Source organism: Microtetraspora sp. NBRC 13810 (assembly GCF_030268685.1).
Lineage (GTDB): Bacteria > Actinomycetota > Actinomycetes > Streptosporangiales > Streptosporangiaceae > BSRQ01.
The window spans coordinates 131404-155162 of record NZ_BSRQ01000019.1; the positions used below are offsets into that span (position 1 = coordinate 131404).

A 23759-nucleotide genomic window follows, 5' to 3' on the forward strand; every position below is an offset into this window, starting at 1 on the left:
CTCACGAGCCGGCTTCCCATCTCCATACGAGTCGGCATATCCGGCGTCGTATTCGAGCTGGCTGGGCGGCCGGCAGAAAGCAGTCGATCCGACCGTGGGCAGGGGTGACGGCGCGATCACCGCCATGAACGCGCCGTCCTCACCCATCCATGTGCCCGACCACATGCCGGAGCTCGCGCCCGGCCGCGCCATCGCACGGACCTATGACGCCGGTGGGATCTTCACCGCGACCGCGCAACTCGCTCACGCCTCGAACACACAGGGCAACGAGAATATCGGCAAGGTCCGCTCCGGGCCGCACCGGCGCGCGCACGCGCACCGCAAAGCGGCGGTCCGGCTCGGCCATGTCCAGGCCATGCGGCAGCTCCGCGACGCCGGGCTCAAGTGGAGCTCGACCGGCAACTGCACCGACCGCCGCATCCGCACCTGCACGTCGCTGACGGCGGTACGGGCCGAGACGGTCGACTCCGTGATCAGGCTGAAGCAGCGGAGCGGCTGCCCGATCGTCGTCACCGGCGGCACCGAGACCGGCCACGCGCCCGGCCCGTACAGCCACGGCAAGGGCTACAAGCTCGACATCACGCCCAACGCGTGCGTCGACCGTTACATCACCGGCCACTTCCCGGCCGCCGGTGTCCGTGAGGACGGCGCGCCGCTGCGCCGGGCGCCCAACGGCGACCTCTACGCCCGTGAATCCGATCACTGGGACATCCTCTTCCGCTCCACCAAGGAGACGGACTCGATCCGCTCCACCAAGGAGACGGACTCGGCCGCCAGGCCCGACCGTCCCCGCCTGCACGCCGCGAAGCGCTCCACCGCGCCCCGCGATGACCGGCCCGCCCACCGGCGCGAGGAGCGTCCCGTCGCCCCGCACGCCCCCCAGCCGGCCGGCCCGGAACCACGCCCAGCCCTGCACGCGGCCATCCGCCCCGGACAGGGCGCCACGGTCGGCGACCGGCCCACGGCCGAGTACGCCGGACGGCCACCGTCCGGCCACGCCGGACACCCGGCCCCCGGCTACACACAGCCCGGCTACACACAGCCCGGGTACGCGCAGCCAGGGCAGGCACAGCCCGGCCACGGGCAGCCCCGCCATGAGCAGCCCGGCCACGAGCGGCCCGGCTACGAGCGGCCCGGCTACGAGCCACCCCGCTATGAACGGCCCGGCTATGAACAGCCCGGCTATGGCCAGTGGCTCGGAGCCGGCTCGCCGCCCCTCGCGACCTACCGGCTCGCGCACCACCTCAGGTCCCCAGGACCACAGGCGCAACGCCTCTGGTCCCCAGGACCACAGGCGCAACGCCTCTGGTCCCCAGGACCACAGGCGCAACGCCTCTGGTCCCCGGGACCGCACCGCGGCGACGACACCGCGGCGGCGGACCGACGCGCCCCGGCCACCGGAGACGGCGGCTCACGGGTGTCGGCCGGGGTCGCACCACGCCTGGTCGCCGCTCCCTGGTCTCCGGCGGGTGACCGCTTGTAGGCCGGGCCACCGGACAGCCCGGCCCCCTCCCCGGAGAGGCGAGGGGGCCGGGTCCGGGTCAGGACGTGAGCTCGGCGGCGACGAGCTCGGCGATCTCGGCGGTGTTCAGAGCGGCGCCCTTGCGCAGGTTGTCGCCGCAGACGAACAGCTCCAGCGTGTCCGGGAAGTCGAGCGCCTGGCGGATCCGGCCCACATAGGTGGGGTCGGTGCCGACCACGTCGGCCGGGGTCGGGAAGACACCGGCGGCCGGGTCGTCGAGCACGACCACGGTGGGCGCGGCCGACAGGATCGCCCGGGCGCCCTCGACGGTGACCGGCTTCGCGAAGGTCGCGTGGACGGCGAGCGAGTGCGTGGTGACCACCGGGACCCGGACGCAGGTCGCGGAGACCTTCAGGTCGGGGATGCCGAGGATCTTGCGCGACTCGTTGCGCACCTTGAGCTCCTCGGAGGACCAGCCGCCGTCCTTGAGCGAGCCCGCCCACGGCACCACGTTGAGCGCCAGCGGAGCCGGGAAGGGCGAGTCGGCGAGGTCGGGCACGGCCTTGCGCACGTCACCGGCGACGGTGCCGATCGTGCGGTCGCCGGCCACGGCCGCGATCTCGTCGTAGAGCCGCTCCGGACCGGACACCCCGGCACCCGACACCGCCTGGTAGGACGCCACGACCAGGGCCCGCAGCCCGTACTCGCGGTGCAGCGCGCCCATGGCGGCCATCATCGACAGCGTGGTGCAGTTGGGGTTGGCGATGATGCCCCTCGGGCGAACCCTGGCCGCCTCCGGATTGCACTCCGGCACGACCAGCGGCACGTCCGGGTCCATCCGGAAGGCGCCGGAGTTGTCCACGGCCACCGCGCCGCGGGCGGCGGCGATCGGCGCCCACTCCGCGGACACCTCGTCGGGCACGTCGAACATCGCGACGTCGACCCCGTCGAACGCCTCGGGGGCCAGCGCCTGGACGACGACCTCCTCACCTCGCACCTTGAGCACCTTGCCCGCGGACCGCGGAGAGGCGATCAGGCGAATCTCGCCCCACACGTCGGGACGGCCGGAGAGGATGTCGAGCATGACGGTGCCCACGGCACCGGTCGCGCCGACGACGGCGAGAGTCGGCTTGGTCATCGTCCACTACCTCCGTAAACCACGGCCTCGACCTGCTCGGCGTCGAGGTCGAACGCGTGGTGGGCCGCGGTGACGGCCGTGTCGACCTCTTCCTGACCGACGATCACCGAGATGCGGATCTCCGACGTGGAGATCATCTCGATGTTGACGCCCGCGTCGGCGAGGGCGGCGAAGAAGGTGGCGGTGACGCCGGGGTGCGAGCGCATGCCCGCGCCGATCAGCGACACCTTGCCGATCTGGTCGTCGAACAGGAGCGACTCGAAGCCGATCCGGTCCTGGATCTTGGTGAGCGCGGTCAGCGCGGTCGGGCCGTCGGTGACCGGGAGCGTGAAGGAGATGTCGGTCCTGCCGGTGGCGGCGGCCGAGACATTCTGCACGATCATGTCGATGTTGACCTCGGCGCCGGCCAGCGTCTTGAAGATCGTGGCTGCCTCTCCGACCTTGTCGGGCACCCCGACAACAGTGATCTTGGCCTCGCTCCGGTCGTGTGCCACGCCGGAGATGATCGGCTGCTCCATCTCGCTTCCTTCACTGTCACTGGTGGTCGAACGAGAGGCGACGACCCACGTGCCTTCTCGCTGGCTGAACGAGCTCCGGACGTGGATCGGCATGTTGAACCTGCGCGCGTACTCCACGCAGCGCAGGTGCAGCACCTTGGCGCCGCAGGCCGCCATCTCCAGCATCTCCTCGTAGGAGATGCGCGGGATGCGCCGCGCCGCGGACACGATGCGCGGGTCCGCGGTGAACACGCCGTCGACGTCGGTGTAGATCTCGCACATGTCGGCGCCCAGCGCGGCGGCCAGCGCGACCGCGGTGGTGTCGGTGCCGCCACGGCCGAGCGTGGTGATGTCCTTGCTGTCCTGGGAGACGCCCTGGAAACCGGCCACGATCGCGATCTGGCCCGCGTCGATCGCCTCCCGGATCCGCCCCGGCGTGACATCGATGATCCGCGCCTTGCCGTGCGAGGAGTCGGTGATCACGCCTGCCTGGGAGCCGGTGAACGAGCGGGCCTCGTGACCGAGGTTGGCGATGGCCATCGCGAGCAGCGCCATCGAGATGCGCTCACCCGAGGTCAGCAGCATGTCGAGCTCGCGGCCCGGTGGCAGCGGCGAGACCTGTTGCGCCAGATCCAGCAGCTCGTCCGTGGTGTCACCCATCGCGGAGACTGCCACGACGACGTCGTTGCCGGCTTTTTTCGTCGCGACGATCCGCTGGGCGACCCGCTTGATGCTGGCCGCGTCGGCGACGGACGAACCACCGTATTTCTGAACAACGAGTGCCACGAGAAATCTCCGAAGCAAAAAGGCAGTGGAGCTGACAGTTTACGGGGTTGCCTCGGAGCGCCCTCAGTGCCGGCTCAGTATGTGGACAACCAAGCCGTCGTCCACATCCTCGCCCTCTTTCTCATACCGTCGTGCGCTCGTCCACCACGTCGAGCCGGGTGTGCGCGACCAGCGCCTGAAGCGCGCGCATCGCGGCGCCCGCGTGGTTGCCCCACGTGTTGAAGTAGGAGTACTGCCACCACCACAGCGCCTCGAGCGGACGCCCGGCCTGGTGGTGCCGCATGCCGTGCACGAGGTCGGCGGCCACGGCGGTCAGGTCGTCGGACAGCCGGTAGGCGGTGACCCCGGTGTCCTTGTACGGGTCGAACACCTCGGCGTAGTCGTCCACCGGGCCCAGTCGCTCGGCGAGAGCCGTACGGATCTCGTCGAGGTCGGGGTCCTCGCTGAGCGGCGGCTCGTAGTTGCCGGACAGGATCACGTCCTGGCTGGCGCCGAGCTGGGCGCCGGCCAGGCTGACCTGCGCGACCTCCATCAGCAGCAGGGGCAGCATGGCGTCGCCGCCCTCGCCCCTGGCCAGCCTGGTCAGGCCGTCCAGATAGTTCCGGGCATGGCCGGCGATCGTGTCGGCCAGGCCGTTCCACTCATCAGACATCCAGCAACCTTCGTCCTTCGAACGCGCGGCCCAAGGTCACCTCGTCGGCGTATTCGAGGTCACCGCCTACCGGCAGACCGCTGGCCAGTCGTGTCACTTTCAGACCCATCGGCTTGACCAGACGGGCGAGATAGGTCGCCGTCGCCTCCCCCTCCAGGTTGGGGTCGGTGGCGAGGATCAACTCGGTGACCTGGCCGTCGGCCAGGCGCGTCATGAGCTCGCGGATGCGCAGATCGTCGGGGCCGACGCCCTCGATCGGGCTGATCGCGCCGCCGAGCACGTGATAACGCCCGCGGAACTCGCGTGTCTTCTCGATCGCCACGACGTCCTTGGACTCCTCGACGACACAGATCACGTGCTCGTCGCGGCGGGCGTCACGGCAGATCCGGCACTCCTCCTCGGCCGCGACGTTCCCGCACACGCGGCAGAAGCGGACCTTCTCCTTGACCTCCAGCAGCGCGTGCGCGAGCCGGTTCACATCGGCCGGGTCGGCGGCCAGGAGGTGGAAGGCGATCCGCTGCGCGCTTTTGGGACCGACGCCCGGGAGCATCCCCAGCTCGTCGATCAGGTTCTGGACGACGCCTTCGTACATGGCTAGAACCCGGGCAGCTGTCCGAGGCCGCCCCCGAGGCCCTGTGCGAGCGGGCCCAGCTTCTCCTGCTGCAGCTCCGACGCGGCGCGGACGGCGTCGCGAATGGCCGCGATGACCAGATCGGCGACCGTGTCGGCCGTCTCCTGCGGGTCTCCCGGGTCGATGACCTCAGGCTTGATCTTCAGCTCCTGCAACTCGCCGGCACCGTTGACGGTGGCGACGACGAGCCCCCCGCCCGCCGAGCCCTCGACCTGCGCGTCGTTAAGCTCCTGCTGGGCGCTCACGAGCTGCTGCTGCATGAGCTGTGCCTGCTCCAGCAGCTGCTGCAGGTTGACATCCCCTGGATTCACCGTCGTGCGCTCCTCATGGCTCCGCGTCTGTGACGTTCGTCGTCATGAGCCTACGGTGTTTCGCCGAGGTGTTGCACTGGCGGTGGCCCGTGTTCCGTCACACTCGCCGGCGCCCGAGCCCCGAGCGCGCGCCCCGCCCGTGCCGACGGCGCCCCTGGCCGGGTCCCGGCCCCCCTCCAGACGTCCGGGACCCGGCCTTCCCCCCCACCGGATCGGCCGCACCACGGCGAGGCGTGGGCATGAAGGTAGCCAAACCTACGTTGCACACACGTTGCGCTCGTTCAATCACCCTGTGCACACAGCCGAATTGGTCGAATCGGTTGCGAGTTAGGGCCGTAACCCGGATGCTTCCCGAAGTGACATGATTACTGGGGGTGGCAGATGACCGGCGGCCGCCTGCGGGCCCTATCGTCCACCGACCTCGGCGACGATCTCGATCTCGACGACGACCCCGGACGGCTGCGGCGATGGCACGAGTCGGCGATGAACGGCGAGCCCGCCGGGGAAACCGGCCCGCGCCCGCTGATCTCCGACTCCTGGCGGCGTTCGCTCGACGCCGGCATCGATCCCGAGGTCCGGTCGGCGCCGCTCGCCCTGGAGGCCACGGAGCTGACCGAGGCCCGGCTCGCCCATCCGCTGCACGCGCTGCTCCCGCTGCTGACGGACACCCTCCTCCCGTTCGCCGACGACACCGGGCACATCATGATCGTCACCGATGCCGGCGGCCGGATCCTGTGGCGGTACGGCGACCGGCACACGATGCGGCACGGCGACCGGGTGGGGCTGAGCGACGGGTTCGCCTGGAGTGAGAGCGCCGTCGGCACCAACGGCATCGGCACCGCCCTCGCCGTCCGCCGCCCGGTGCACGTCTACTCCGCCGAGCACATGGCCCGCGTCCTGCACGACTGGTCCTGCGCGGGGGCGCCGATCATCGACCCGGACACCACCGAGATCCTCGGCTGTCTCGACATCAGCGCCGCCAGGCAGGAGCTGCACCCGGCCACGGTCGCCCTCGTCGAGACCACCGCCCGGCTCGCCGAAGGCCAGCTCGCGCTGCGCGCGCACGAGCGCGACGGCCGGCTGCGCGCCCGCTACGAGGCGTTCGCCCGCGGCTCGCGCGCCGAGCCCGGCGCCCTCGTCACCCCGACCGGCCGGGTCATCGCCGGCGACCCCGACGGCAGGTGCGGCCACCGGGTGCGGCTGCCCGCCTCCGGCGACCGGGTCATGCTGCCCGGCGGCAACACCGGCCTGCTCACCCCCTTCGGCGGGGGGTTCCTGCTGCGCTGCGACTCGCCCGGCGCGCCGTCCGTGCTCAGACTCGGCTTCCTCGGCACCGACTCCCCGCACGTCCGGCTGGACGGGTGGCGCCGGATCCAGGTGTCCCTGCGGCACGCGGAGATCCTCGCCCTGCTCTGCCTGTATCCGGACGGGATGACGGCCGAGCAGCTCTCCTTCCATCTCTATGGCGACGAGGGCAACCCGGTCACGATCCGGGCCGAGATCCACCGGTTGCGCGGCCAGCTCGGCCGGGCCATCGCCGCGAAGCCGTACCGGCTGTCCTGCGCGGTCGAGGCCGACTTCCTGGAACTCAAGCACCTCATCGCCACCCGCGACCCCGCCGCCCTGGCCCGCGCCTACCCCGGCCCGCTGCTCCCCTGCTCCGAGGCCCCCGCGATCCGCAGGGAGCGCGAAGAGCTGGAAGGCCAGGTCAGAGCCCGCCTGCTGCGCGAGGGCACCGGCGAGGACCTGTGGGCCTACGCGCAGACCGAGCACGGCCACGACGACCCGCACATCCTGGAGCGCGTCACCGCCCTACTCCCCGACCACGACCACCGAGCCATAGCCGCCCGCCTCCGCCTCACCACCCCCTGAACCGAGCGGCTGACACGTCACGGCGTTTGGGGGGGTGAGGCGTGGGGCGACCCGCGCGTCACGGAGTCTGGGGGGGGTGAGGTGCCGGGCGGGTAGCGCGTTACGGGGTCAGCTGTGGTCGATCTCTTCGATGATTCGGCCGCCGAGCTCGCGCTGGATCAGGGCCATGCCGGTCAGCTCGTCGACGTCGGCGTCTTCGTCGTTGAGGGGGTCCACTTCGTCGACGTCGCCTGCGGGGGCGCTCTGCCGGGCGGGGATCGCGTCCGGCCAGCCCTGCGCGCCGCCGCTCGGGCGGGGGCGGGCCTGGGCGGCCTGGGCTGCGGCCTGCGCGGCCGAGCGGGCGGCGGCGAGGCCGGGGCCGGCGCTCATCGCGGGCGGCGAGCCCGGGTCGTCGCCGGGGGGCGCGTCGGGCCACGACTCGTCGGTGGTGGCCTTGGCGTCGATCTTCGGCTCGGGGGCGTCCGTCGCGTCCTGGACGACCTGTGGCTTGGTCCGCGCGGCCGGTTCGGACCCGTTGGCGGCCACCTGCGCCGGACCGGTGTGCCCGGCCGCGGGGAAGGCGCCGCCGCCGCGTGGCCCCGCTCCGGGCTGGCGACCCTGCGGCTGAGCGCCGCCGGGCCCGCTCTGCGGCCCGCCACCGCCCGGCCGTACCGGCCGGCCGCCCTGCGGACCGCCCTGGGAACCACCGCCCGAGCCGCCGCCCGGAGGCCCGCCCCCGCCGACGACCGCCTCGACCCGCCACTGGCCGCCGAGCACGTCGCCGAGCGCGGCGGCCACGACCGCGTCCTTGCCGCCGCCCACGAAGTTCTTCATCGCGCCGACCTGCGCGAAGCCCAGCGTGACGATGTTGCCCTCGACGCCGACCACCTGGGCGTTGGTGTTGACGTTGGCCCACACCACGATGCTGCGCTGCTTCAACGCCCCCAGCACGGCGGGCCACATCTCCTGCAACCCGCCCGTCCCGCTCGCCACCGGGGCGGCGGCCTGCGCCTGCGGCGGTTCCTGAGCCTGCGGGACCTGCCGGGGAGCACCCCCCGCCCCGGGGACGGCGGCCGCCCCGGGAACGGCGGCCGCGGGCCAGTCCCCCGCGGCGGACGCCTCAGCCCGCGCGGGCGCCGCGCTCTCCTCCACCGGAGCCTGCGCCACGGCGGGCGCCTGCGCCTGTACGGCTGGCGCCGCGGCCCGCCCCTGGACCACGCCGGCCGGAGCCTGCGCGCGTACGGCGGGCGCGGGCGGACCCTCGCGCTCCAGTCGCTCCAGGCGGGCGAGCAGTGAGGCCTCACCCTGCTCGGCGGCCGGGAGCAGCACCCGGGCGCACATCAGCTCCAGCAGCAGCCTCGGCGACGTGGCCCCACGCATTTCGGTCAGACCGGTGTTGAACACCTCGGCCGCCCGGGTCAGCTCGGCCGGCCCCATGGAACGCGCCTGCCCCTCCAGCCGCTCCAGCTCGTCGGCGGGACGGTCGAGGAGCCCGCTCCCCGCCGCCTCCGGCACGTTGGCCAGGATCACGAGATCGCGGAAGCGCTCCAGCAGGTCCATCGCGAACCGGCGCGGGTCGTGCCCGCCCTCGATCACCCGGTTGACCGCCCCGAACACCAGCGAGCCGTCCCGCGCGGCGAACGCGCCGATCACCTCGTCGAGCAGGTCGCCGTCGGTGTAACCGAGCAGGGAGACGGCCCTGGCGTACGTGATGCCGGCGTCGTCGGCCCCGGCGAGCAACTGGTCCAGGATCGACAGGGAGTCACGCGCGGAACCGGCGCCGGCCCGGACCACCAGGGGAAGCGCGGCCGCCTCGAAGGGCACCTTCTCGGAGGTGAGGATCTCCTCCATCAGCGCGCGCAGCGTGGTCGGCGGCATCAGCCGGAAGGGATAGTGGTGGGTGCGGGACTTGATCGTCCCGATGACCTTCTCGGGCTCCGTGGTCGCGAAGACGAACTTCAGGTGCGGCGGCGGCTCCTCGACGAGCTTCAGCAGCGCGTTGAACCCCTCGCGGGTCACCATGTGCGCCTCGTCGATGATGTAGATCTTGAAACGCGCGGACACCGGCGCGAAGAAGGCCCGCTCCCGCAGGTCACGGGCGTCGTCCACACCACCGTGCGAGGCCGCGTCGATCTCGATGACGTCGAGGTGCCCCGGACCGGTCGGGCCGAGCGCCACGCACGACTCGCACTGACCGCACGGATCGGGGGTCGGCCCCTGCTCGCAGTTGAGCGAACGGGCGAGGATGCGCGCACTGGAGGTCTTGCCGCACCCGCGAGGACCGCTGAACAGATAGGCGTGATTGATCCGCCCCGACCGCAATGCCTGCCGCAGCGGCTCGGTCACATGCTCCTGGCCCTTGACCTCAGCGAACGTCCCGGGCCGGTACTTTCGGTACAGCGCGAGGCTCATTAGGGGTCCCCTCCAGCTAAGAGACCCCCCGCACACCCGTCAGAGCCCGCTTATCCTTGCTGCCTTCCGGCCCTGGGGAGGTTCACAGGATGACGCCGCGCGAGGGGTCCGATCAACAGTCTAGCCGGGTACGCGAGTGCTTGCTGCAGAGATTCGCGGTCACCTTCACGCCGAAAGTCGGGTAAGCTTTCCGGCGGAGGATTCGCCTAGTTGGCCTAGGGCGCACGCTTGGAAAGCGTGTTGGGGGCAACCCCTCGCGAGTTCGAATCTCGCATCCTCCGCGCCTGGTTGAGGCAGAAGTTCAAGAGGGGCCGACCCCATCCAAGTCGGCCCCTCTTGGCGTTTCCGTCCCAGTCGGCTTCTTCGGAGGACTCGTCTCCCTCCTTACTCGCCCCCCAGAGCAGGCCGTCAACCTGCTCGGCCACCGTGTCCGAGCTCTCCGGCGACGTCTGGAGCATCGCCCTCGCGGGCGGCGAGGCGGCGCGCGTGCCCTATAGCGACGGGCTGCACCTGATGAAATGGCCGTACGCCGTGGACGCGGCCGACGGTCCGAAGGGCCACGACCGCAACCAGACCAAGCTCGTAGACCTGGCGCGGGGCGCGCAGACCGAGATCACCGTGCCCGCGTCGGCACAGAGCCTGCGGTGCGGACCCTCCTGGTGCTTCGGGCGCAACGGGCAAGGCTCGTTCGTGCAGTACCTCGACGGCACGAACACGATCGCCCTCAGCGGCGTCTCGCCACTGACCCGGTTCCCGATCCTCGACCGGTTCCTGTTCGCCGGGAGCACCGTCTACGACGCCGCCACCGCCGAGGTGGCCGCCATCGGCAAGGGCAGCGGCACGTACGGCGTGGGCACCTCCTCCGAGCCCAGCACGATCATCTATTGGGACGGCGAACCCGGCACGTTCACGGTGCTGAACTTGGAAGCCGTCCCGCCCGCGCCATAGCGTTCGGGACCAAGCGGACCTGCACGAATGTTCAGGAGCCCAAGGCGGCCGTCTGCGAGAAGTTCGGCCGACGTGGTCGCGAATCGAGAACGGTGTCATGGATCCGGGTCGAACAGGTCCCAAGAGGTCTTAAGACAGGAATGCCGGTCGTTTACCGAAACAACCGGCATTCCTGTCCATTGCCTTAGCCACACAGTGCGCGTACGTCTCTACGAAGTTCTTCGTATTCAATCTGCTCGCGCAGGGCGCCAACCTGGTTGGCGAGAGGGCGGGCCGTCGCCGCCCGCGCCCCCCTGGAGGCTGCCAATGATCCGGACTGGTCGTTCGCTCGGACTCGGAGCTGCCGTGCTCCTGATTGCCCTCGGCGCCGTCGCGGTACCGCCGGCCCACGCCGACGGCGAACAGTTCATGAACCTGGTCACCTATTACAACTGGGACCGGGAAGACAACTACTCCGCCGTCACGGCCGCAGACCACGCCCGCGAAACCGGATACCAGTGGATCCGGACGAAGGAGGCATGGGTTCTCGCGAGGCCCACCGACACCAGCACGCAGAAACCGCTGGTCCTCTACTACAACAGCGAGCGCGGCGACTACATGAGCACGGCGACCACCGAGGGCATCGCCTCGGCCGAGAGCGCGGGATACGTGCGTAAGGGAGTCCAGGCGTACATCTACAGGAACCACGAGCCGGGCACCGTGCCGCTCTACCAATACTGGAGCTGGGACCGGCAGGACAACTTCGCAGCGGCCTCACCCGAGGGCATCGCCTCGGCCGAAAGCGCGGAATATGTCCGGGTCCGCGTGGAGGGCTACGTGCGCCCCGGGTCGGATCTCTGACCGCCGAGCCGCCACGCTCAAGGTGGACGAGGACGGCTCCCCGGCACGCCGCCTGGCTGGCTCAGCGCCACCGCGGCCACACAGATCCCGCGGGGGCGTATGAATGACGGAGTACCAGGGCACGATCCCCCGCAGCCCTCCATCGGCCGAGTCCAGGGCGTCCATCGAACCGACCTCGAAGCGCAGGTCCCTGATACGCCTCACGGGCAAGATCGATCATCACCGGCGACAGGTCGAGACCGAAAATGTCCAGTCCCAGCTTCTGCAGGTACGCGGTCACATATCCAGGGCCGCGCGGACAGCCACCTCGCCGGCCGCCGTGACTCGGGTACGGCCCGGCCGGGCCGTACCCGAGAAGGTGGTCAGCGGCGTGCGGAACGGCTGGTCTCGTAGGCGTCGATGGCGTGGCCGAGTTTCGCGAGCTTCTCGGTGTAGGTGACGGGGAGCAGGCCGGGCTCGGCGGGCGGCCGGTCGGCGTCCACGTACTGGGTGCCGAGGTTGGTGAAGGCGACCACGATGTAGTGCCTGCCGTCCTTGCCGGGCAGCGACTTGACGATGCCGGCGTCGGCGCCGGAGTTGCCCACCCAGCCGGTCTTGTGGGAGAAGGTCACCTCGGCGGCCGTGTTGCAGGGGCGCACGTCGCTGCCGAACCTGTTGCCCGCGACGGTGACGGTGCCGTCGGCGCCGATCCACCGGTCGGCGACCTTCTGCGGGATGCCGGCCGCCGGGTACGAGCCGCCGCACCGGTTGGCCGAGGAGAGCATGTCGTTCCAGCCCTGGGCGGCGAGGTGCCGCTTGAACACCTGGCGGGAGGACGCGCTCAGCACGGCGGCGGTCACCGGCGCGCCGTTGGGGGCGGTCCAGGCCTTGTCGGGCAGGCCGTTGACCAGAGCGAGCAGCTTGGCGGTGTCGAGGGAGGTCATGGTGACGGGGTTGGACCAGCGTCCGCCGCTGGCCGGGTTGGTGTTCTTGAACTGGAGGGTTTCCAGGCCGAGGCTCTGGAAGGTCTGGTTGAGCTCGTCGACGGCGCCCTTGTCGTGCAGGAGCTTGACCAGTGCGCAGGTGGCGGGGTTGCTGGAGGAGGTGAGGGAGGCTTCGAGGTAGTTGGCGACCGTGTTGCTGGTTTCGCCCAGACACAGAGAGCTGGCCTCGGTGGGGCGGTAGTCGTAGGTGTCGGTCAGCGCGATGGTGCCCTTGTCGACCAGACGCAGCACGCCGAAGGCGACCATCAGCTTCAGCACGGAGGCCGGGTAGGGCGACATGAAGTCGATGGGCGCCTGCTCACGGCCGGGGACGATGTCGATGGTGCCCCGGCCCTGGTTGGCGTACCAGCCGCTGTCGTCCCACTGCCGCCAGCGGACGGCGGTGGTGTGGAGGTTGCGGTCGACGGGGACGACGACGCCGCGCGGGTGCTGGGGGCTCATCAGCACGGTGCCGGAGGACAGCGGCCTGCCGTAGCGGTCGAGTTCGAGAACGGTCACGTCGAGTTGCGGCTGCTGCACGATCGGCTGGGGGTCGGCCGCCGACGCGAACAGGCGGGCGTACTCCTCGGAGGTTTTGGCCTCTTTTTCCTCGGTGGCGGCGAGTATGCGCGCCTGGGCGGATCCTGGCGGGGCCAGGTCGAGCACGTCCTGGAATCGTGCCTCATCCATGGCCTGCTGCAGGAAGCGGGCGACGTGGCCGCCGCTTTCCGCCTGCGCGGGGGCGGTCGCGAGACCCAGGAAGAGGGTGCCTGCGGCGACCCCCGCGACGGCTCGGCGGCTCTTGTAAAGGAACGACATGAAAATGATCTTAGAGATTGATCTTGTCGAGCGAGGTCTTTCGGAGGATTTGGCGGGATATATCCAAGGATTCGGTCCCGCCGTTGGCGGCCAGGACACACCCTCCGCCCCGGCTGACCGGCCGGTTCTCTCAGCAGGCGGCAGACGGGCTTTACGGGTGTCGGGGCGGGGCCGTCGGGGCGAGGTTGAGATCGGCCAGCGCGGCTGCGCCGCGGGCGGCGTGGGCGCCGCCCGCGAGCACCAGGGTGCGCGCCGACTGGTAGCGGCAGCCGGCGGTGTCGAACGCGTCTGCCGTGGCGAGCAACCGCTCCCGGTCATTGTCGAGCAGCGCCTGGGCCCGTTCCACGATGGCGGTGGCGACCGGGTTGCCGGCCACGACGGTCCGGGCCTCGGCCAGACGGTCGCCGGCATCGGAACTCCCGGCGTGCCCACCGGCGGGCAGCAGTCGCCCGAGAAACAGCGTCACCCCGTCCACCATGCCGCAACGGCCACCGTACGATCCGTGCCGTCGGTCCGTGGTCGGGGTCCGTGGTCGGGGTCCGTGGTCGGGGTCCGTGGTCGGGGTCCGTGGTCGGGGTCCGTGGTCGGGGTCCGTGGTCGGGGTCCGTGGTCGGGGTCCGTGGTTAGGTTCCGTGGTCGGGGTCCGTGGTTAGGTTCCGTGGTCACCACGGATGCGGGTCGGCCAGGCCGGGAGAGAAGGTGTGCATACGTACACAGCGGCTCGATGTGACCCACGACCACCGGAGTGACCATGACCACCCAGGGAATCAAGACCGTCTTGCACCCCGTGTCCGATCTGACGACGGCCAAGGCGGTGTATGCGGCCCTGCTCGGCATCCAGCCGCAGACCGACTCGCCCTACTACGTCGGCTTCGATGCCGAGGGCCAGCACATCGGACTGGTGCCTGACGGTGGCCCGCAGGGCATGACCTCGCCGGTGGCCTACTGGCACGTGGAGGACATCGAGGCGAAGCTGGCCGAGGTGACCGCCGCGGGAGCCACCGTGAAGGAGGCCGCGCACGAGGTCGGCGGCGGCCGCCTGGTGGCCACCGTCACCGACCCCGACGGCAACGTCCTCGGGCTGATCCAGGACCGGTGAGCTCCGCATCGTGATCGGCGGCGACGTACAGGCCGGTGGGCCGAGGTCGTCCAGGAAACCGGCAGCGCAGCCGCCGAGGTCCCTTCTCAAGATCCGAAATCAAGATTCGCAAGGGGAAATCCGCCATGAGCACCAGCTACCAGGGATTCACGGCCGAGGAGCGGGCCGCGATGAAGGAGCACGCCCAGGACCAGAAGAAGGCGGCGCGCCGCAGCTCACGTGCGGACAAGGCGGCGCAGGACCAGCGTGACGTACTCGCGAAGATCGCCGAGATGGGTGAATCGGATCGGATCATGGCCGAGCGGGTCCATGCCGTCATCACCGCCAGCGCCCCGGCCCTCGCGCCGAAGCTCTGGTACGGGATGCCCGCCTACGCGCTGGACGGCAGAATCGTCTGCCACTTCCAGAGCGCGGCGAAGTTCAAGACCCGCTACGCGACGCTCGGGTTCAGCGACCAGGCGAACCTGGACGACGGCACGATGTGGCCCGCCGGTTTCGCTCTGACCGAGGTGACGGCCGAGGTGGAGGCGCGGATCAGCGCGCTGGTGAAGCGGGCGGTGAGCTGAGCCCGCCCTGGCAGCCGGGACACCAGAACAGGTTGCGCGCGGCCAGCACGGTGGTACGGATCTCGGTGCCGCAGACGTGGCACGGCAGCCCGGCGCGGCGGTAGACGTAGACCTCGCCGCCGTGGTCGTCGACGCGTGGCGGCCGGCCCATGGCCTCGGGGGTGTGCTCGGGGCGGACGGTGTCGATGCGGTTGGCCCGTACGCCGTCGGCCATCAGCCCGACCAGGTCCGCCCAGATCAGCTCCCATTCGGCACGCGTGACGCTTTGGCCGGATTTTTCGGGACTCATCCTGTGCCGGAACAGCACCTCGGCGCGGTACACGTTCCCCACACCCGCGATCACCTTCTGGTCCATGAGCAGCGCGGCGATGGGCTGGCGGCTGCGCCGTATCCGCTGGAAGGCGCGGTCGGGGTCGGCGTCGGCGCGCAGCGGGTCGGGACCGAGCCGGGACAGGATGGACGCGCGCTCCTCCAGCAGCTCGCAGGCCGTCGGCCCCCGCAGGTCGGCGATCCGCGCGCGATGATTGATCCGCAGCCGGACCGTGTCGTCGTTCGGCGTCCGCGCGAAGTCGAGCCTGCCGAACAGCCCCAGGTGCACGCGCACCATCCGCGTCCCCGGCCCCGAACCGAAGTGCAGGAACAGGTGCTTGCCGTACGCGTCCGCGTCGGTCAGCACCGACCGGTCGAGCAGCGCGGCGGCGGCGCCGAACTTGCCCTGCGGGCTGCTGACCCGCACACCCCGGCCCGCGAACCGCGCCCGGAACTCGGCCGCCAGCCGGTGGATCGTGTGCCCTTCAGGCAAAGCCCCTCCCAACGCCGTCGGTCTCTCCCACCGGTTATACCGCCGCTGCGACTCGCCGCAGGACGCCGCCGACGTCGTGGCCGACACATTCCTTCCGTATCCGCCCTGAGGACGGTACCTGTCAGGCGGGCCACGTCATGGGCTGTCGCCGGAGACAGGTCGGACCGCTCGGTAGTCTCCCCCTGGAGAGAAAGGGGTGCCGGTGCTGCCGATCGGGGAGATGCTGCGGTTGCTGGACGTGCTGGAGGCCGCCGGATGCGAGGTCTGGGTGGCCGGCGGCTGGGGGATCGACGTCCTGGTGGGGCGGGTCACCAGGGAGCACCATGACCTCGACCTGCTCCACCGCGCGGAGCAGGAGCCACAGGTGATCACCACGCTGGAGTCGCTCGGGTACGCCGAGCGGCCCGGCGCGGTGCCGGGGCGGCCCGCCAGGTTCGTCATGGCCGACGACCGGGAGCACGAACTCGACCTGCACCCCCTGCACTTCGCGGAGGACGGCTCGGCCGTGCAACACCTGGACGACCGCGGCGGCGCGTACTTCTACCCCGCCGCGGGCTTCGTCACAGGCACGATAGAGGGCGTGCGGGTCCGTTGCCTGTCCGCCGACCGCCAGATCGCCTTCCATCAGGGCTACCGGCCCAGGGAACGCGACCTGCACGACATGGCCCGCCTGCGCGAGGCGTTCGGCGTCACCACGCACTTCTGATCGTGGTAGCCCGTCTCGCTGACCGGCAGCGGATCTGACGAGACGGCAGAACGGCTGTGCGACCGGGTCTCAGTTGACGCGGGTCCCGCGCAGGCCGGTGATCTGCAGTCCGGCGAAACCGGCGACCACCACGGCCTGGAGGACGGCCCAGATCGCGCCGGCCGTGGTGAAGTGGGTGGCACCCGTGACGACTGCCGCGATACTGGCCAGGGGCCAGGCGATGTTCAGGGCGATCACGGCCTTCGTGGCGGCGGGGCTGATCGCGGGACGGCTCGCCAGGAAGCCGACCGCGACGCCGTACGCCAGGAGGAAGGCGCCGATGCCGCGCAGCAGGCCGGCGTCAGGGCCGAGCAGGGTGCTGACGGGGCCGGCGAAGGCGAGGTAGATCAGCCCGTTGCCGCCGGTGACGACGGCGTCCGCGGCGAGGGCGAGGCGCAGGAACTTCGTCCGGTCGGTGGTGACGGTCAAGGTGGTCATGTCGGCCCCTTCGGCTCTATCGGTGCGACACCTGAAAGATGTCAGCCGGGAGGCGGGAGCCGCGATTACGCGCCAGGTAAGCAACGGCCGCCACAGCGGGCTTCACCGGCGGGAACCCGGATCGTGTGATGATCGCCACACCGGGGCGCCGAGCACGGCGAGCGGCACGGTCACCGTGCTCTACGGCGGCGGAAGGTCGCTCACGTTCCGGGCGTGGCCGGAGCACCGGTCAGCCGAACGCCTTCTCCGCTTCCTCGTACCCCTCAAGGGTCCTGCCGCGGCTGACCATGAACGCCGCGTCGTTCTCCTTGAGGAACTCTGACGTCTTGGGTCGCGTCCGAACCCGCTGCAGGCTCTCCCGGAGGTCGGTGAGCTTCTGGTCGGTGACGAGCAGGCCGGGCAGATCTTGCGTGAGGAGTTTGGGCATGTTGTCGTAGATGTCGTTGAACGCGCTGTTCGGTGCCGCAAGGAAGCTGCGGGTCCGGCTGTCGGGGGTACCGCCGAGATCCCAGAACTCGTCCCAGCCGCTGCGGTCCGGGTCCACCGCGCGTTCGAAGTTGTCCCTGCACCACTCGGCGACCTCCTTGAACCGGGTGGCCGCCGTGTCAAGCCGGGCCGCGACCGCGGCCAGCGCGGTCGCGTTCCCGTGGATCTGACGCAACGCGTTCTGCGCCCTGTCCGCCGCGTCGCCGATCCACGGCGCATCCCGCAGGTCCTGGGCGCGGCCGACCAACGCGTACGAGAGCTCGGCCAGCGCATCGCCGGCCGGCCCGAAGGACATCAAACCGCTGGTGCCGAAGACCGGATAGGGGATGAGGTCCTGCTTCGCCTTCTCCGCGGTCATGTTGCCGACGCCGTAGTCGATCGCCCCGGGCAGTTCCAGTGACTCGCTGCCGTTGGGGTAGAACTCGCTCAGCTCGCCCAGCAAGCTGCTCGGCAGATCGCCCGACAGAAGTCCGATGACCCGCCTGTCGAGCTCGGCCATGGGGATGTCGCCGAGTAAGGGCTGGTCCGCGAGGTCGTATCGCTGGGAGGCACGCTCGATCAGCAGCCCGGCCATCCCCGTCTCGCAGTGCAGATCCCGCCAGTACGAGGCGAACACGTTTTCGGCCTTGACGAGCAGCCTGCCGATCTCCCGCGGCAACGCCCAGTGGTCGTCGTTCAAGCCGTAGTCCCTGGGGTAGGCGTCGTACCTGGTGGTGGCGGTGGCGAGCTTGAGAAGACCGCCGGCGACCACCTTCACACCCCTGCGGTCGATCTCGAAGCCGCGTCGGTGCTCGTCTCCGAGGCCCGGCCAGTATGCGGGGGGCGAGGGGTGGGTGTCCCACTGGGTCCACTCATCGGCGGCAGTGGGATTGGGGTCGCTCACGGGCGTCTCCGATGATCGATTTGAAGCGATCAGCCTACGGGATATGCCCGATTCGCGAGATGATGATTCCGCGGGCGGTTTCCTGAGCGGGCGAGATTCGCGCCCGACGGGCCTGCCCCCGGCGCTGGTCAGGGCCAGGGGTGGGGCGGTGAGCGTCCGGCCGGGGATCAGGTGGTGAGTGTCCGGCCGAGGATCAGGTGGTGAGCGCCTGGGCCAGGGTGAAGCCGAGTGCGGCGGCGCCGAGGCCGGCGACGATACCGGCCACGACGTTGGCGGCGGCGTAGAAGCGGGCTCCCTCCTGGGCGAGGCGAAGCGTTTCGTAGCTGAAGGTGGAGTACGTGGTCAGCGCGCCGCAGAAGCCCGTGCCGACCAGGGCGGTGAGCGCCGTGCCCGCGGGCAGGCCGGCCAGCAGTCCGAGGATCAGCGACCCGGCGACGTTGACGGTCATGGTGCCCCAGGGGAACACCGAGTCGTGCCTGGACTGCACGAACCGGTCGGTCAGGTAGCGCAGCGGCGCCCCGATCGCGGCGCCGAGCGCGACGAGCAGCACGGTCACCCGTCCTCACTCCTCCCGGGACGGCCGACGTAGTGGATCACCTCGACCGGGTCCAGAATGACCAGGCCCTCGATGACCAGTTCCGCCAGCTCCGGCAGGAAGGCGCGGATCCGGTCCTCGGCGTCGACGATGACGACCGCCACCGGCAGGTCATCCGACAGGGACAGGATCCGGGTGGTGTGGATGCGGCTGGAGGCGCCGTATCCTTCGATGCCGCGCAGCACCGAGGCGCCGGCCAGCCCTGCCGCGTGCGCCCGGTGCACGATCTCGTGGTACAGCGGCCGGTGATGCCACTGATCGGTCTCGTCGACGAAGACGGTCAGCCGCAGCGCGGGTCCTTCCAGCTTCATCGCCGCCTCCTTCCCTTGGCGGTTTCCAGCGCCCAGGCGGTGCCTGCCGCGCCCGCCCACACGGCGGTCATGGCGCCGGCCAGCGTGCCGAGCAGGTAGGCCAGCGCGGTTCCGGCCGCGCCGGCGGTCATAGCCTGGTGGATGTCCACGACGTAGGTGGAGAACGTGGTGTAGCCGCCGAGGACTCCGACGCCCAGGAACGGCCGCAGCAGCCGCCGCCCGCTCCACACGTCGCCGATCAGGGTCATGAGCACGCCGATCAGCAGGCATCCCGACACGTTGACCAGAAAGGTGGACCAGGCGAACGCCCCCGGCGGATGCGGCAACGCCACCGAGATCGCGTACCGGGCCAGCGCCCCGAGCAGGCCCCCGGCGGAGACGACGACCAGCACCGGCCAGGAGCCGGCCCGCTCGCGCGGCATCCGCCGGCCGGGGCCGGCGGGAACGGAACGGTCTGCCACGGCGATCCTCCTACCAGCATGGACACGACACATCTGGTAGGGACCGTTGGCGGCGCTCAGGCCGCGGTTTTCCCCGTCGCCCGGGGACGGCGGGCCCCACCGCCGTTCTTCCAGACTACCGGGGGAGCCCGGTCAGGCGGCACAGGGCGGCGAACCCGTCGTCGGTGCCGGGCCAGTGGCGGCGGACGGCGCCGAGTCCCGCACGGCGTACGACGCCGCGGAGCACGGCGGTGACGATGATGGCGTCGTCCGCGTACCCGAGGACGGGGATGAAGTCGGGGACGAGGTCGATGGGCAGGGCCAGGTAGGCCAGCAGGAGCCCCAGCCGGACGCGCACCCCGCGGGGCAGTTCCGGGTCGGCGGCCAGGCGGCGGACCAGGCGCAGCACGTCCGGCAGCAGCCGCAGGGCCTCGCGCAGGAGGCCGCCGCGCGGGCGCGCGAGGGCGAGTGCCGCGACCAGCGCCGCCCAGGCCAGCAATACGGCGACCGCCAGGCCGATCAGCAGGTCCCACCACCGCGAACCGGTCACACCCGCTCCTCGACCAAAGCCCAAATTAAAGACCATTTATCCAGATAAGCCGACCTTTCCGTGACATTACTTCAGCAGTCGCTTCTTTCGCAGAGTGTTTAGCCTGCACGACGAGCTGACGCTGCTCGTCAGGGCCGCCGCTCCCCCGCCGGCGCTCGACGCTGCCCGCCGGTGCTTGATGCGGGTAAGTTCGGCCGGCATGGACGGTATCGCGGGGACGGTGGTGGCGGCGGCCGGGATGTTCGCGGGCACCAATGTGGACGATCTCATCGTGCTCACCGTTCTGTTCCTGGCGGCGCGGACGGGTGGGGCGCCGAAGGCGTGGCAGATCTGGGTGGGGCAGTATGCGGGGATCGCGGTGCTGGTGGCCGTTTCGGCGGTCGCCGCGCTGGGGTTGACCGTGGTGCCCGACGGGTGGGTCGGCCTGCTGGGGCTGGTCCCGTTCGCGCTCGGGGTGCGCGGCCTGGTCGCGGCCGTCCGGGCGGGGGATGGCGACGCGGATCCGCCGCCGGTGGCCTCCGGCGCGGTCGCGGTGGCCGGGGTGACGATCGCCAACGGGGCGGACAACCTGTCGATCTACACCCCGGTGTTCCGTACCATCGGCGCCGGGCCGGCGGTGGTGACCGTCGCCGTGTTCGCCGCCGGGGTGGCCCTGTGGTGCCTGGCTGGGTCCTGGCTCGGCTCGCACAAGAAGGTGATCGAGGTCGTCGAGCGGTACGGGCGGTGGATCGTGCCGGGGGTGTTCGTCGTGATCGGCGGGCTCATCGTCATCGAGTCCGGCGTGCTCGGCAGGATCTTCTGACCCTCACCCGATTCTGGGAGTGGCCCGCATGCCGGCGTAGACGCAGGCGGTGCCGTCGCTCCTACGGCCTCGACCGCCTCCTCGACGGCCTCGCCGCCAGACTCGCCGCCCTCTACGGGTGAGGGGGCCCGGCCCCGGGCGATGACAGAAGAGGGGTGATCGCGGGATATTCTGCCCCACCGCGCTGCCCGCCGCCTCCCTGCTCACCTCGCCCTTCTGCGAGCGCCACCCGCACGCCCGGGTGTCCCTGACCTCGCTGTCCTCCCGCGAGGTCAACCGGCAGCTCACCGACTTCGAGATCGACGTGGCCATGACGTACCTCGACGACGAGCTGTGCGGCGTCCAGGCCACCCCGTTGTACGAGGAGCGTTACCTGCTTCTCACCCCCGACGACGGCGAACTGGCCGATCGGGAGGTGGTCCGGTGGGCCGAGGTGAGCGCCCTGCCGCTGTGCCTGCTGTCCGGCGAGATGCGCAACCGGCGCATCCTGGACGCCATCTTCCTCGCCAACGGCGTCACCGCCGTCCCCGCGATCGAGACGGACACCGTCTCCGCCCTTTACGCGCACGTCGCCACCCACCGCTGGTCCAGCGTCGTGGCGCACGCCTGGCTGCACATGTTCGGCGTGCCCGAGGGCATGCGGGTGATCCGGATGGAACGGCCCGCCCAGACGCCCAGGGTCGGCCTCGTCGTCGCCGACCGCACCCCCGAGCCGATCCTGGCCCGCGCCCTGCTGGACGTCGCCCGCGACCTCGACCTGCGCGACGACCTCAACCGGCTCGTCCACCAGCACCTGGCCGGGCGGCCCGCCGTCCCCTCCTGAAACCGCGATCGCCCGCCCCGCCGAGACGACGGCGGGACGGGCTTTCGGCGTGCGCGTTACGGCTTGACCGGCTTGTCATCCGTCCAGGTCGCCGTGGTGGTGGCGGACCACCAGGTGATGGTGCCGGGCTTCGCCCAGGCGTTCGGGCCGGTCGGCTCGACGGCCACGATCTGGTCGGTCTGCAGGACCCCGGTCTCCGGGTCCACCAGGAGCTGCCGCTCGTACCTGCCGGTCCGCCCGGTCTCGGTCCGCGCGATGCCCTGCGCCTTACGGCCCAGCACGTCGGTCACCTCGCCGAGCGAGCGCACCCCGGGGATCCCGGCGAGCACCCGGTACGCCGCGGCCCGTACGGCGGGCTTCACCGGCATCTCGCTCAGCAGGCCGGAGGTCACCTGGAAGAGCCAGGAGTCCGCGTCCTGCTTCTCGTCCGACTCCGTGCCGTGGCCCTCGTAGCCCGCCAGCAGGTACCGCCTCAGCGCGGCGTCGTCGGCGGGCAGCGCCTGGAGCTGGGCCACCGAGACGTTCCGGCCGGCCAGCTCGAAGACCTTGTCGCCCACGTTGATCGGGTTGCCGAACGGCTTGCCGCCCTTGCTGTCGAGGGTCAGGCTCATCGCCTTCTCCCCGGCGGCGGAAGGCTTGTCCATCGACACCTCCCACTCCGTCGGCGAACCGTCCCGCTTCCACGCGTCCTCCGCGCCCGGGGCCGGCTTCGAGCCCAGGTGCTGGTTCACGAACCAGCTCTCGACCTTCGGCGAGCGGGCCACCCACAGGCGGGTGCGGGTCGTGCTGTGCACCAGGTAGCGCTCCGCCGTACCCACCTGCTCGGCGGTGCCGGCCACGCCTTCGACGTACCAGTAGTCCCCGCTCGCCGCCGGCGCCTTCAGCGACGACTCGGCGGCGACGAGCAGCAGTTGCTTGGCGGAGAGGCGGACGGCCGGCTGGCCGCTCTGCGTGACGGCGGCGGCGGACGGGGCGCGCGGCGTCGGCGTGGTGCCGCCGGTCGCGGTGACCGCGACGGCCACGGCGGCGGTCGCCGCCACACCGGCCAGGCCGAGCCCCCACACCGGCCTCACGGTCCTGCGGCGGTCCCGCGCCTGCCCCCGGGACATGGCCTGGGGCCTGGCCTGGGGCCTGGCCTGGGACATCGCGCGGGAAAGCTCGGCGGCGCGGGTGCGCTCGTCCACCGGCGTGTCGAGGTGGGCCGGGCGGGCCGCCCGCAACTGGTCGATCGGGTTCATGACCACTCCTCAGTGAGATTGCCCACCCGGGACCGGGGACGGGCCGCCGGGGCCGTCTTCATCGCCTCGGCCAGCCGCCTGCGGGCGCGGTGCAGCCGCACCCGGAAGGCCGCCGTGGAGCATCCGACGACGCGGGCCGCGTCGCGCCTGCTGAGCCCCTGCCAGGCGACGAGGATCAGGATCTCGCGCTCGTCCTGGGTCAGGGAGGCCATCGCGTTGAGTACGGCCAGCCGTTCGGCCACCCGTTCCGCGTGGTCCTCCTCGGTCCAGGCCCGCAGCTCGTCGGCGAGCGACTCGCGCCTGATCTCGGCGCGGATGTTGTCGCGCAGCACGTTGCGCGCGACGACCAGCAACCACGGCAGGGCGGGATCCGGCACGTCGTCGAACCGCCGCCAGGCGATCGCGAACGTCTCGCTCACCACCTCGTCCGCGACCTGCCGGCCCGCCTGGCTGACCGCGTAGGCCCACACTCGGTTCCGGCACTCGTCGTACATGGTGGTGAACCGCTGAGCGTCGTCCGTCACCGCCTGCCCCCCTTCGTCCCGGGTGTTGTTCCGACATGAGGAAGTGGGACGAGAACCCCAAGTGTTACAAACAACTCCAAAAACCCACCCAAAACCACCCCCTAACCAGCACTTACCCGCCCCTCAACAACCCCGGAGACCCTCAACA

27 protein-coding genes, 1 tRNA gene and 1 other RNA gene are annotated in these 23759 nt (G+C 71.0%); 10 read left to right on the plus strand and 19 right to left on the minus strand.

Features of this window, described 5'->3' with window-relative positions:
- Window positions 1-94 precede the first annotated feature (94 nt).
- Window positions 95-1483: a hypothetical protein gene (locus tag QSK26_RS31130; RefSeq protein WP_285778866.1), complete on the plus strand. Its 1389-nt coding sequence runs from the start codon at window positions 95-97 to the stop codon at window positions 1481-1483.
- Between the two features lie 58 nt (window positions 1484-1541).
- Here the strand turns inward: QSK26_RS31130 and QSK26_RS31135 are convergent, their stop codons facing one another.
- From QSK26_RS31135 to QSK26_RS31155, 5 genes are all read right to left on the minus strand, one after another.
- A complete protein-coding gene (locus tag QSK26_RS31135; RefSeq protein ID WP_285778867.1) occupies window positions 1542-2600 on the minus strand; it encodes an aspartate-semialdehyde dehydrogenase in 1059 nt (352 codons plus the stop codon).
- Window positions 2597-3883 carry an aspartate kinase gene (locus tag QSK26_RS31140; protein ID WP_285778868.1) on the minus strand — a complete coding sequence of 429 codons (1287 nt, stop codon included), beginning with the start codon at window positions 3881-3883 and terminating at the stop codon, window positions 2597-2599. Before QSK26_RS31140 ends, QSK26_RS31135 begins: the two co-directional genes overlap by 4 nt.
- 121 nt (window positions 3884-4004) lie before the next feature.
- Window positions 4005-4535, minus strand: a complete 531-nt coding sequence (locus QSK26_RS31145) for a DUF5063 domain-containing protein (RefSeq protein WP_285778869.1) — start codon at window positions 4533-4535, stop codon at window positions 4005-4007.
- Entirely contained in the window at window positions 4528-5127 is a 600-nt protein-coding gene (gene recR / locus QSK26_RS31150) for a recombination mediator RecR (RefSeq protein WP_285778870.1), read from the minus strand. Before recR ends, QSK26_RS31145 begins: the two co-directional genes overlap by 8 nt.
- A 2-nt stretch (window positions 5128-5129) precedes the next feature.
- The gene (locus QSK26_RS31155; protein WP_285778871.1) at window positions 5130-5477 is read right to left on the minus strand and encodes a YbaB/EbfC family nucleoid-associated protein; all 348 of its coding nucleotides are present in this window, start codon (window positions 5475-5477) and stop codon (window positions 5130-5132) included.
- Window positions 5478-5858: 381 nt separating this feature from the next.
- Between QSK26_RS31155 and QSK26_RS31160 the strand changes: the two genes are divergently transcribed.
- Complete coding sequence (locus QSK26_RS31160) at window positions 5859-7349, plus strand: GAF domain-containing protein (protein WP_285778872.1); 1491 nt, start codon at window positions 5859-5861, stop codon at window positions 7347-7349.
- Window positions 7350-7457: 108 nt separating this feature from the next.
- On the opposite strand, the gene QSK26_RS31165 is transcribed toward QSK26_RS31160, so the two are convergent.
- Complete coding sequence (locus QSK26_RS31165) at window positions 7458-9740, minus strand: DNA polymerase III subunit gamma and tau (protein WP_285778873.1); 2283 nt, start codon at window positions 9738-9740, stop codon at window positions 7458-7460.
- A 16-nt stretch (window positions 9741-9756) separates the two neighbouring features.
- Window positions 9757-9852: signal recognition particle sRNA small type (ffs, locus tag QSK26_RS31170), an RNA gene on the minus strand.
- 83 nt (window positions 9853-9935) lie between these two features.
- On the opposite strand from ffs, the gene QSK26_RS31175 reads away from it, so the two are divergent.
- The 3 genes from QSK26_RS31175 to QSK26_RS31185 all read left to right on the plus strand — a co-directional run bounded on the left by QSK26_RS31175 (window position 9936) and on the right by QSK26_RS31185 (window position 11528).
- Window positions 9936-10021: transfer RNA gene (locus QSK26_RS31175), tRNA-Ser, on the plus strand.
- Window positions 10022-10166: 145 nt separating this feature from the next.
- A complete protein-coding gene (locus tag QSK26_RS31180) occupies window positions 10167-10688 on the plus strand; it encodes a hypothetical protein (protein ID WP_285778874.1) in 522 nt (173 codons plus the stop codon).
- Window positions 10689-11033: 345 nt separating this feature from the next.
- Window positions 11034-11528 carry a hypothetical protein gene (locus QSK26_RS31185; protein ID WP_285778875.1) on the plus strand — a complete coding sequence of 165 codons (495 nt, stop codon included), beginning with the start codon at window positions 11034-11036 and terminating at the stop codon, window positions 11526-11528.
- A gap of 61 nt (window positions 11529-11589) precedes the next feature.
- Here QSK26_RS31185 and QSK26_RS31190 read toward each other — a convergent pair whose 3' ends face one another.
- The 3 genes from QSK26_RS31190 to QSK26_RS31200 all read right to left on the minus strand — a co-directional run bounded on the left by QSK26_RS31190 (window position 11590) and on the right by QSK26_RS31200 (window position 13775).
- Window positions 11590-11808 (minus strand): class I SAM-dependent methyltransferase, encoded by a 219-nt coding sequence (locus tag QSK26_RS31190; RefSeq protein ID WP_352244425.1) that lies wholly within the window; start codon window positions 11806-11808, stop codon window positions 11590-11592.
- An 82-nt stretch (window positions 11809-11890) separates the two neighbouring features.
- Complete coding sequence (locus QSK26_RS31195; protein ID WP_285778876.1) at window positions 11891-13309, minus strand: serine hydrolase; 1419 nt, start codon at window positions 13307-13309, stop codon at window positions 11891-11893.
- A 151-nt stretch (window positions 13310-13460) separates the two neighbouring features.
- Window positions 13461-13775, minus strand: a complete 315-nt coding sequence (locus QSK26_RS31200; RefSeq protein WP_285778877.1) for a hypothetical protein — start codon at window positions 13773-13775, stop codon at window positions 13461-13463.
- Between the two features lie 285 nt (window positions 13776-14060).
- Between QSK26_RS31200 and QSK26_RS31205 the strand changes: the two genes are divergently transcribed.
- Together QSK26_RS31205 and QSK26_RS31210 are read left to right on the plus strand one after the other, a co-directional pair.
- On the plus strand, window positions 14061-14408 hold the full coding sequence (locus QSK26_RS31205) for a VOC family protein (RefSeq protein WP_285778878.1): 348 nt from the start codon (window positions 14061-14063) through the stop codon (window positions 14406-14408).
- 125 nt (window positions 14409-14533) lie between these two features.
- Window positions 14534-14974 (plus strand): iron chaperone, encoded by a 441-nt coding sequence (locus tag QSK26_RS31210; protein WP_285778879.1) that lies wholly within the window; start codon window positions 14534-14536, stop codon window positions 14972-14974.
- On the opposite strand, the gene QSK26_RS31215 is transcribed toward QSK26_RS31210, so the two are convergent.
- Window positions 14943-15776: an Fpg/Nei family DNA glycosylase gene (locus QSK26_RS31215; RefSeq protein ID WP_285778880.1), complete on the minus strand. Its 834-nt coding sequence runs from the start codon at window positions 15774-15776 to the stop codon at window positions 14943-14945. The two genes, QSK26_RS31210 and QSK26_RS31215, sit on opposite strands and share 32 nt — an antisense overlap.
- 202 nt (window positions 15777-15978) lie before the next feature.
- On the opposite strand from QSK26_RS31215, the gene QSK26_RS31220 reads away from it, so the two are divergent.
- A complete protein-coding gene (locus QSK26_RS31220; RefSeq protein ID WP_285778881.1) occupies window positions 15979-16482 on the plus strand; it encodes a nucleotidyltransferase domain-containing protein in 504 nt (167 codons plus the stop codon).
- A gap of 69 nt (window positions 16483-16551) precedes the next feature.
- Here the strand turns inward: QSK26_RS31220 and QSK26_RS31225 are convergent, their stop codons facing one another.
- The 6 genes from QSK26_RS31225 to QSK26_RS31250 form a co-directional block, all read right to left on the minus strand.
- Window positions 16552-16959, minus strand: a complete 408-nt coding sequence (locus QSK26_RS31225) for a hypothetical protein (RefSeq protein ID WP_285778883.1) — start codon at window positions 16957-16959, stop codon at window positions 16552-16554.
- Window positions 16960-17188: 229 nt separating this feature from the next.
- Entirely contained in the window at window positions 17189-18328 is a 1140-nt protein-coding gene (locus QSK26_RS31230; protein ID WP_285778884.1) for a hypothetical protein, read from the minus strand.
- Window positions 18329-18521: 193 nt separating this feature from the next.
- Entirely contained in the window at window positions 18522-18884 is a 363-nt protein-coding gene (crcB, locus tag QSK26_RS31235; protein WP_285778885.1) for a fluoride efflux transporter CrcB, read from the minus strand.
- Complete coding sequence (locus QSK26_RS31240) at window positions 18881-19234, minus strand: DUF190 domain-containing protein (RefSeq protein WP_285778886.1); 354 nt, start codon at window positions 19232-19234, stop codon at window positions 18881-18883. Before QSK26_RS31240 ends, crcB begins: the two co-directional genes overlap by 4 nt.
- Window positions 19231-19695, minus strand: a complete 465-nt coding sequence (locus tag QSK26_RS31245) for a FluC/FEX family fluoride channel (RefSeq protein WP_352244426.1) — start codon at window positions 19693-19695, stop codon at window positions 19231-19233. Before QSK26_RS31245 ends, QSK26_RS31240 begins: the two co-directional genes overlap by 4 nt.
- A 115-nt stretch (window positions 19696-19810) precedes the next feature.
- Window positions 19811-20224 (minus strand): YkvA family protein, encoded by a 414-nt coding sequence (locus QSK26_RS31250; protein ID WP_285778887.1) that lies wholly within the window; start codon window positions 20222-20224, stop codon window positions 19811-19813.
- 199 nt (window positions 20225-20423) lie between these two features.
- On the opposite strand from QSK26_RS31250, the gene QSK26_RS31255 reads away from it, so the two are divergent.
- Complete coding sequence (locus tag QSK26_RS31255; protein ID WP_285778888.1) at window positions 20424-21026, plus strand: cadmium resistance transporter; 603 nt, start codon at window positions 20424-20426, stop codon at window positions 21024-21026.
- 199 nt (window positions 21027-21225) lie between these two features.
- Complete coding sequence (locus QSK26_RS31260) at window positions 21226-21849, plus strand: LysR family transcriptional regulator substrate-binding protein (protein WP_285778912.1); 624 nt, start codon at window positions 21226-21228, stop codon at window positions 21847-21849.
- A gap of 56 nt (window positions 21850-21905) precedes the next feature.
- Here QSK26_RS31260 and QSK26_RS31265 read toward each other — a convergent pair whose 3' ends face one another.
- Together QSK26_RS31265 and QSK26_RS31270 are read right to left on the minus strand one after the other, a co-directional pair.
- Entirely contained in the window at window positions 21906-23087 is a 1182-nt protein-coding gene (locus tag QSK26_RS31265) for a CU044_5270 family protein (RefSeq protein WP_285778889.1), read from the minus strand.
- Window positions 23084-23611: an RNA polymerase sigma factor gene (locus QSK26_RS31270; protein ID WP_285778890.1), complete on the minus strand. Its 528-nt coding sequence runs from the start codon at window positions 23609-23611 to the stop codon at window positions 23084-23086. The genes QSK26_RS31265 and QSK26_RS31270 overlap by 4 nt, the downstream gene beginning before the upstream one ends.
- Window positions 23612-23759: the final 148 nt, after the last annotated feature.

What these genes read in the sequence shown, in the direction of transcription:
- QSK26_RS31135 (WP_285778867.1), bottom strand. Translation starts at nt 2,600, where the DNA reads ATGACCAAGCCGACTCTCGCCGTCGTCGGCGCGACCGGTGCCGTGGGC.
- QSK26_RS31145 (WP_285778869.1), bottom strand. Translation starts at nt 4,535, where the DNA reads ATGTCTGATGAGTGGAACGGCCTGGCCGACACGATCGCCGGCCATGCC.
- recR (WP_285778870.1), bottom strand. Translation starts at nt 5,127, where the DNA reads ATGTACGAAGGCGTCGTCCAGAACCTGATCGACGAGCTGGGGATGCTC.
- QSK26_RS31160 (WP_285778872.1), top strand. Translation starts at nt 5,859, where the DNA reads ATGACCGGCGGCCGCCTGCGGGCCCTATCGTCCACCGACCTCGGCGAC.
- QSK26_RS31165 (WP_285778873.1), bottom strand. Translation starts at nt 9,740, where the DNA reads ATGAGCCTCGCGCTGTACCGAAAGTACCGGCCCGGGACGTTCGCTGAG.
- QSK26_RS31195 (WP_285778876.1), bottom strand. Translation starts at nt 13,309, where the DNA reads ATGTCGTTCCTTTACAAGAGCCGCCGAGCCGTCGCGGGGGTCGCCGCA.
- QSK26_RS31205 (WP_285778878.1), top strand. Translation starts at nt 14,061, where the DNA reads ATGACCACCCAGGGAATCAAGACCGTCTTGCACCCCGTGTCCGATCTG.
- QSK26_RS31210 (WP_285778879.1), top strand. Translation starts at nt 14,534, where the DNA reads ATGAGCACCAGCTACCAGGGATTCACGGCCGAGGAGCGGGCCGCGATG.
- QSK26_RS31225 (WP_285778883.1), bottom strand. Translation starts at nt 16,959, where the DNA reads ATGACCACCTTGACCGTCACCACCGACCGGACGAAGTTCCTGCGCCTC.
- QSK26_RS31240 (WP_285778886.1), bottom strand. Translation starts at nt 19,234, where the DNA reads ATGAAGCTGGAAGGACCCGCGCTGCGGCTGACCGTCTTCGTCGACGAG.
- QSK26_RS31255 (WP_285778888.1), top strand. Translation starts at nt 20,424, where the DNA reads ATGGACGGTATCGCGGGGACGGTGGTGGCGGCGGCCGGGATGTTCGCG.
- QSK26_RS31265 (WP_285778889.1), bottom strand. Translation starts at nt 23,087, where the DNA reads ATGAACCCGATCGACCAGTTGCGGGCGGCCCGCCCGGCCCACCTCGAC.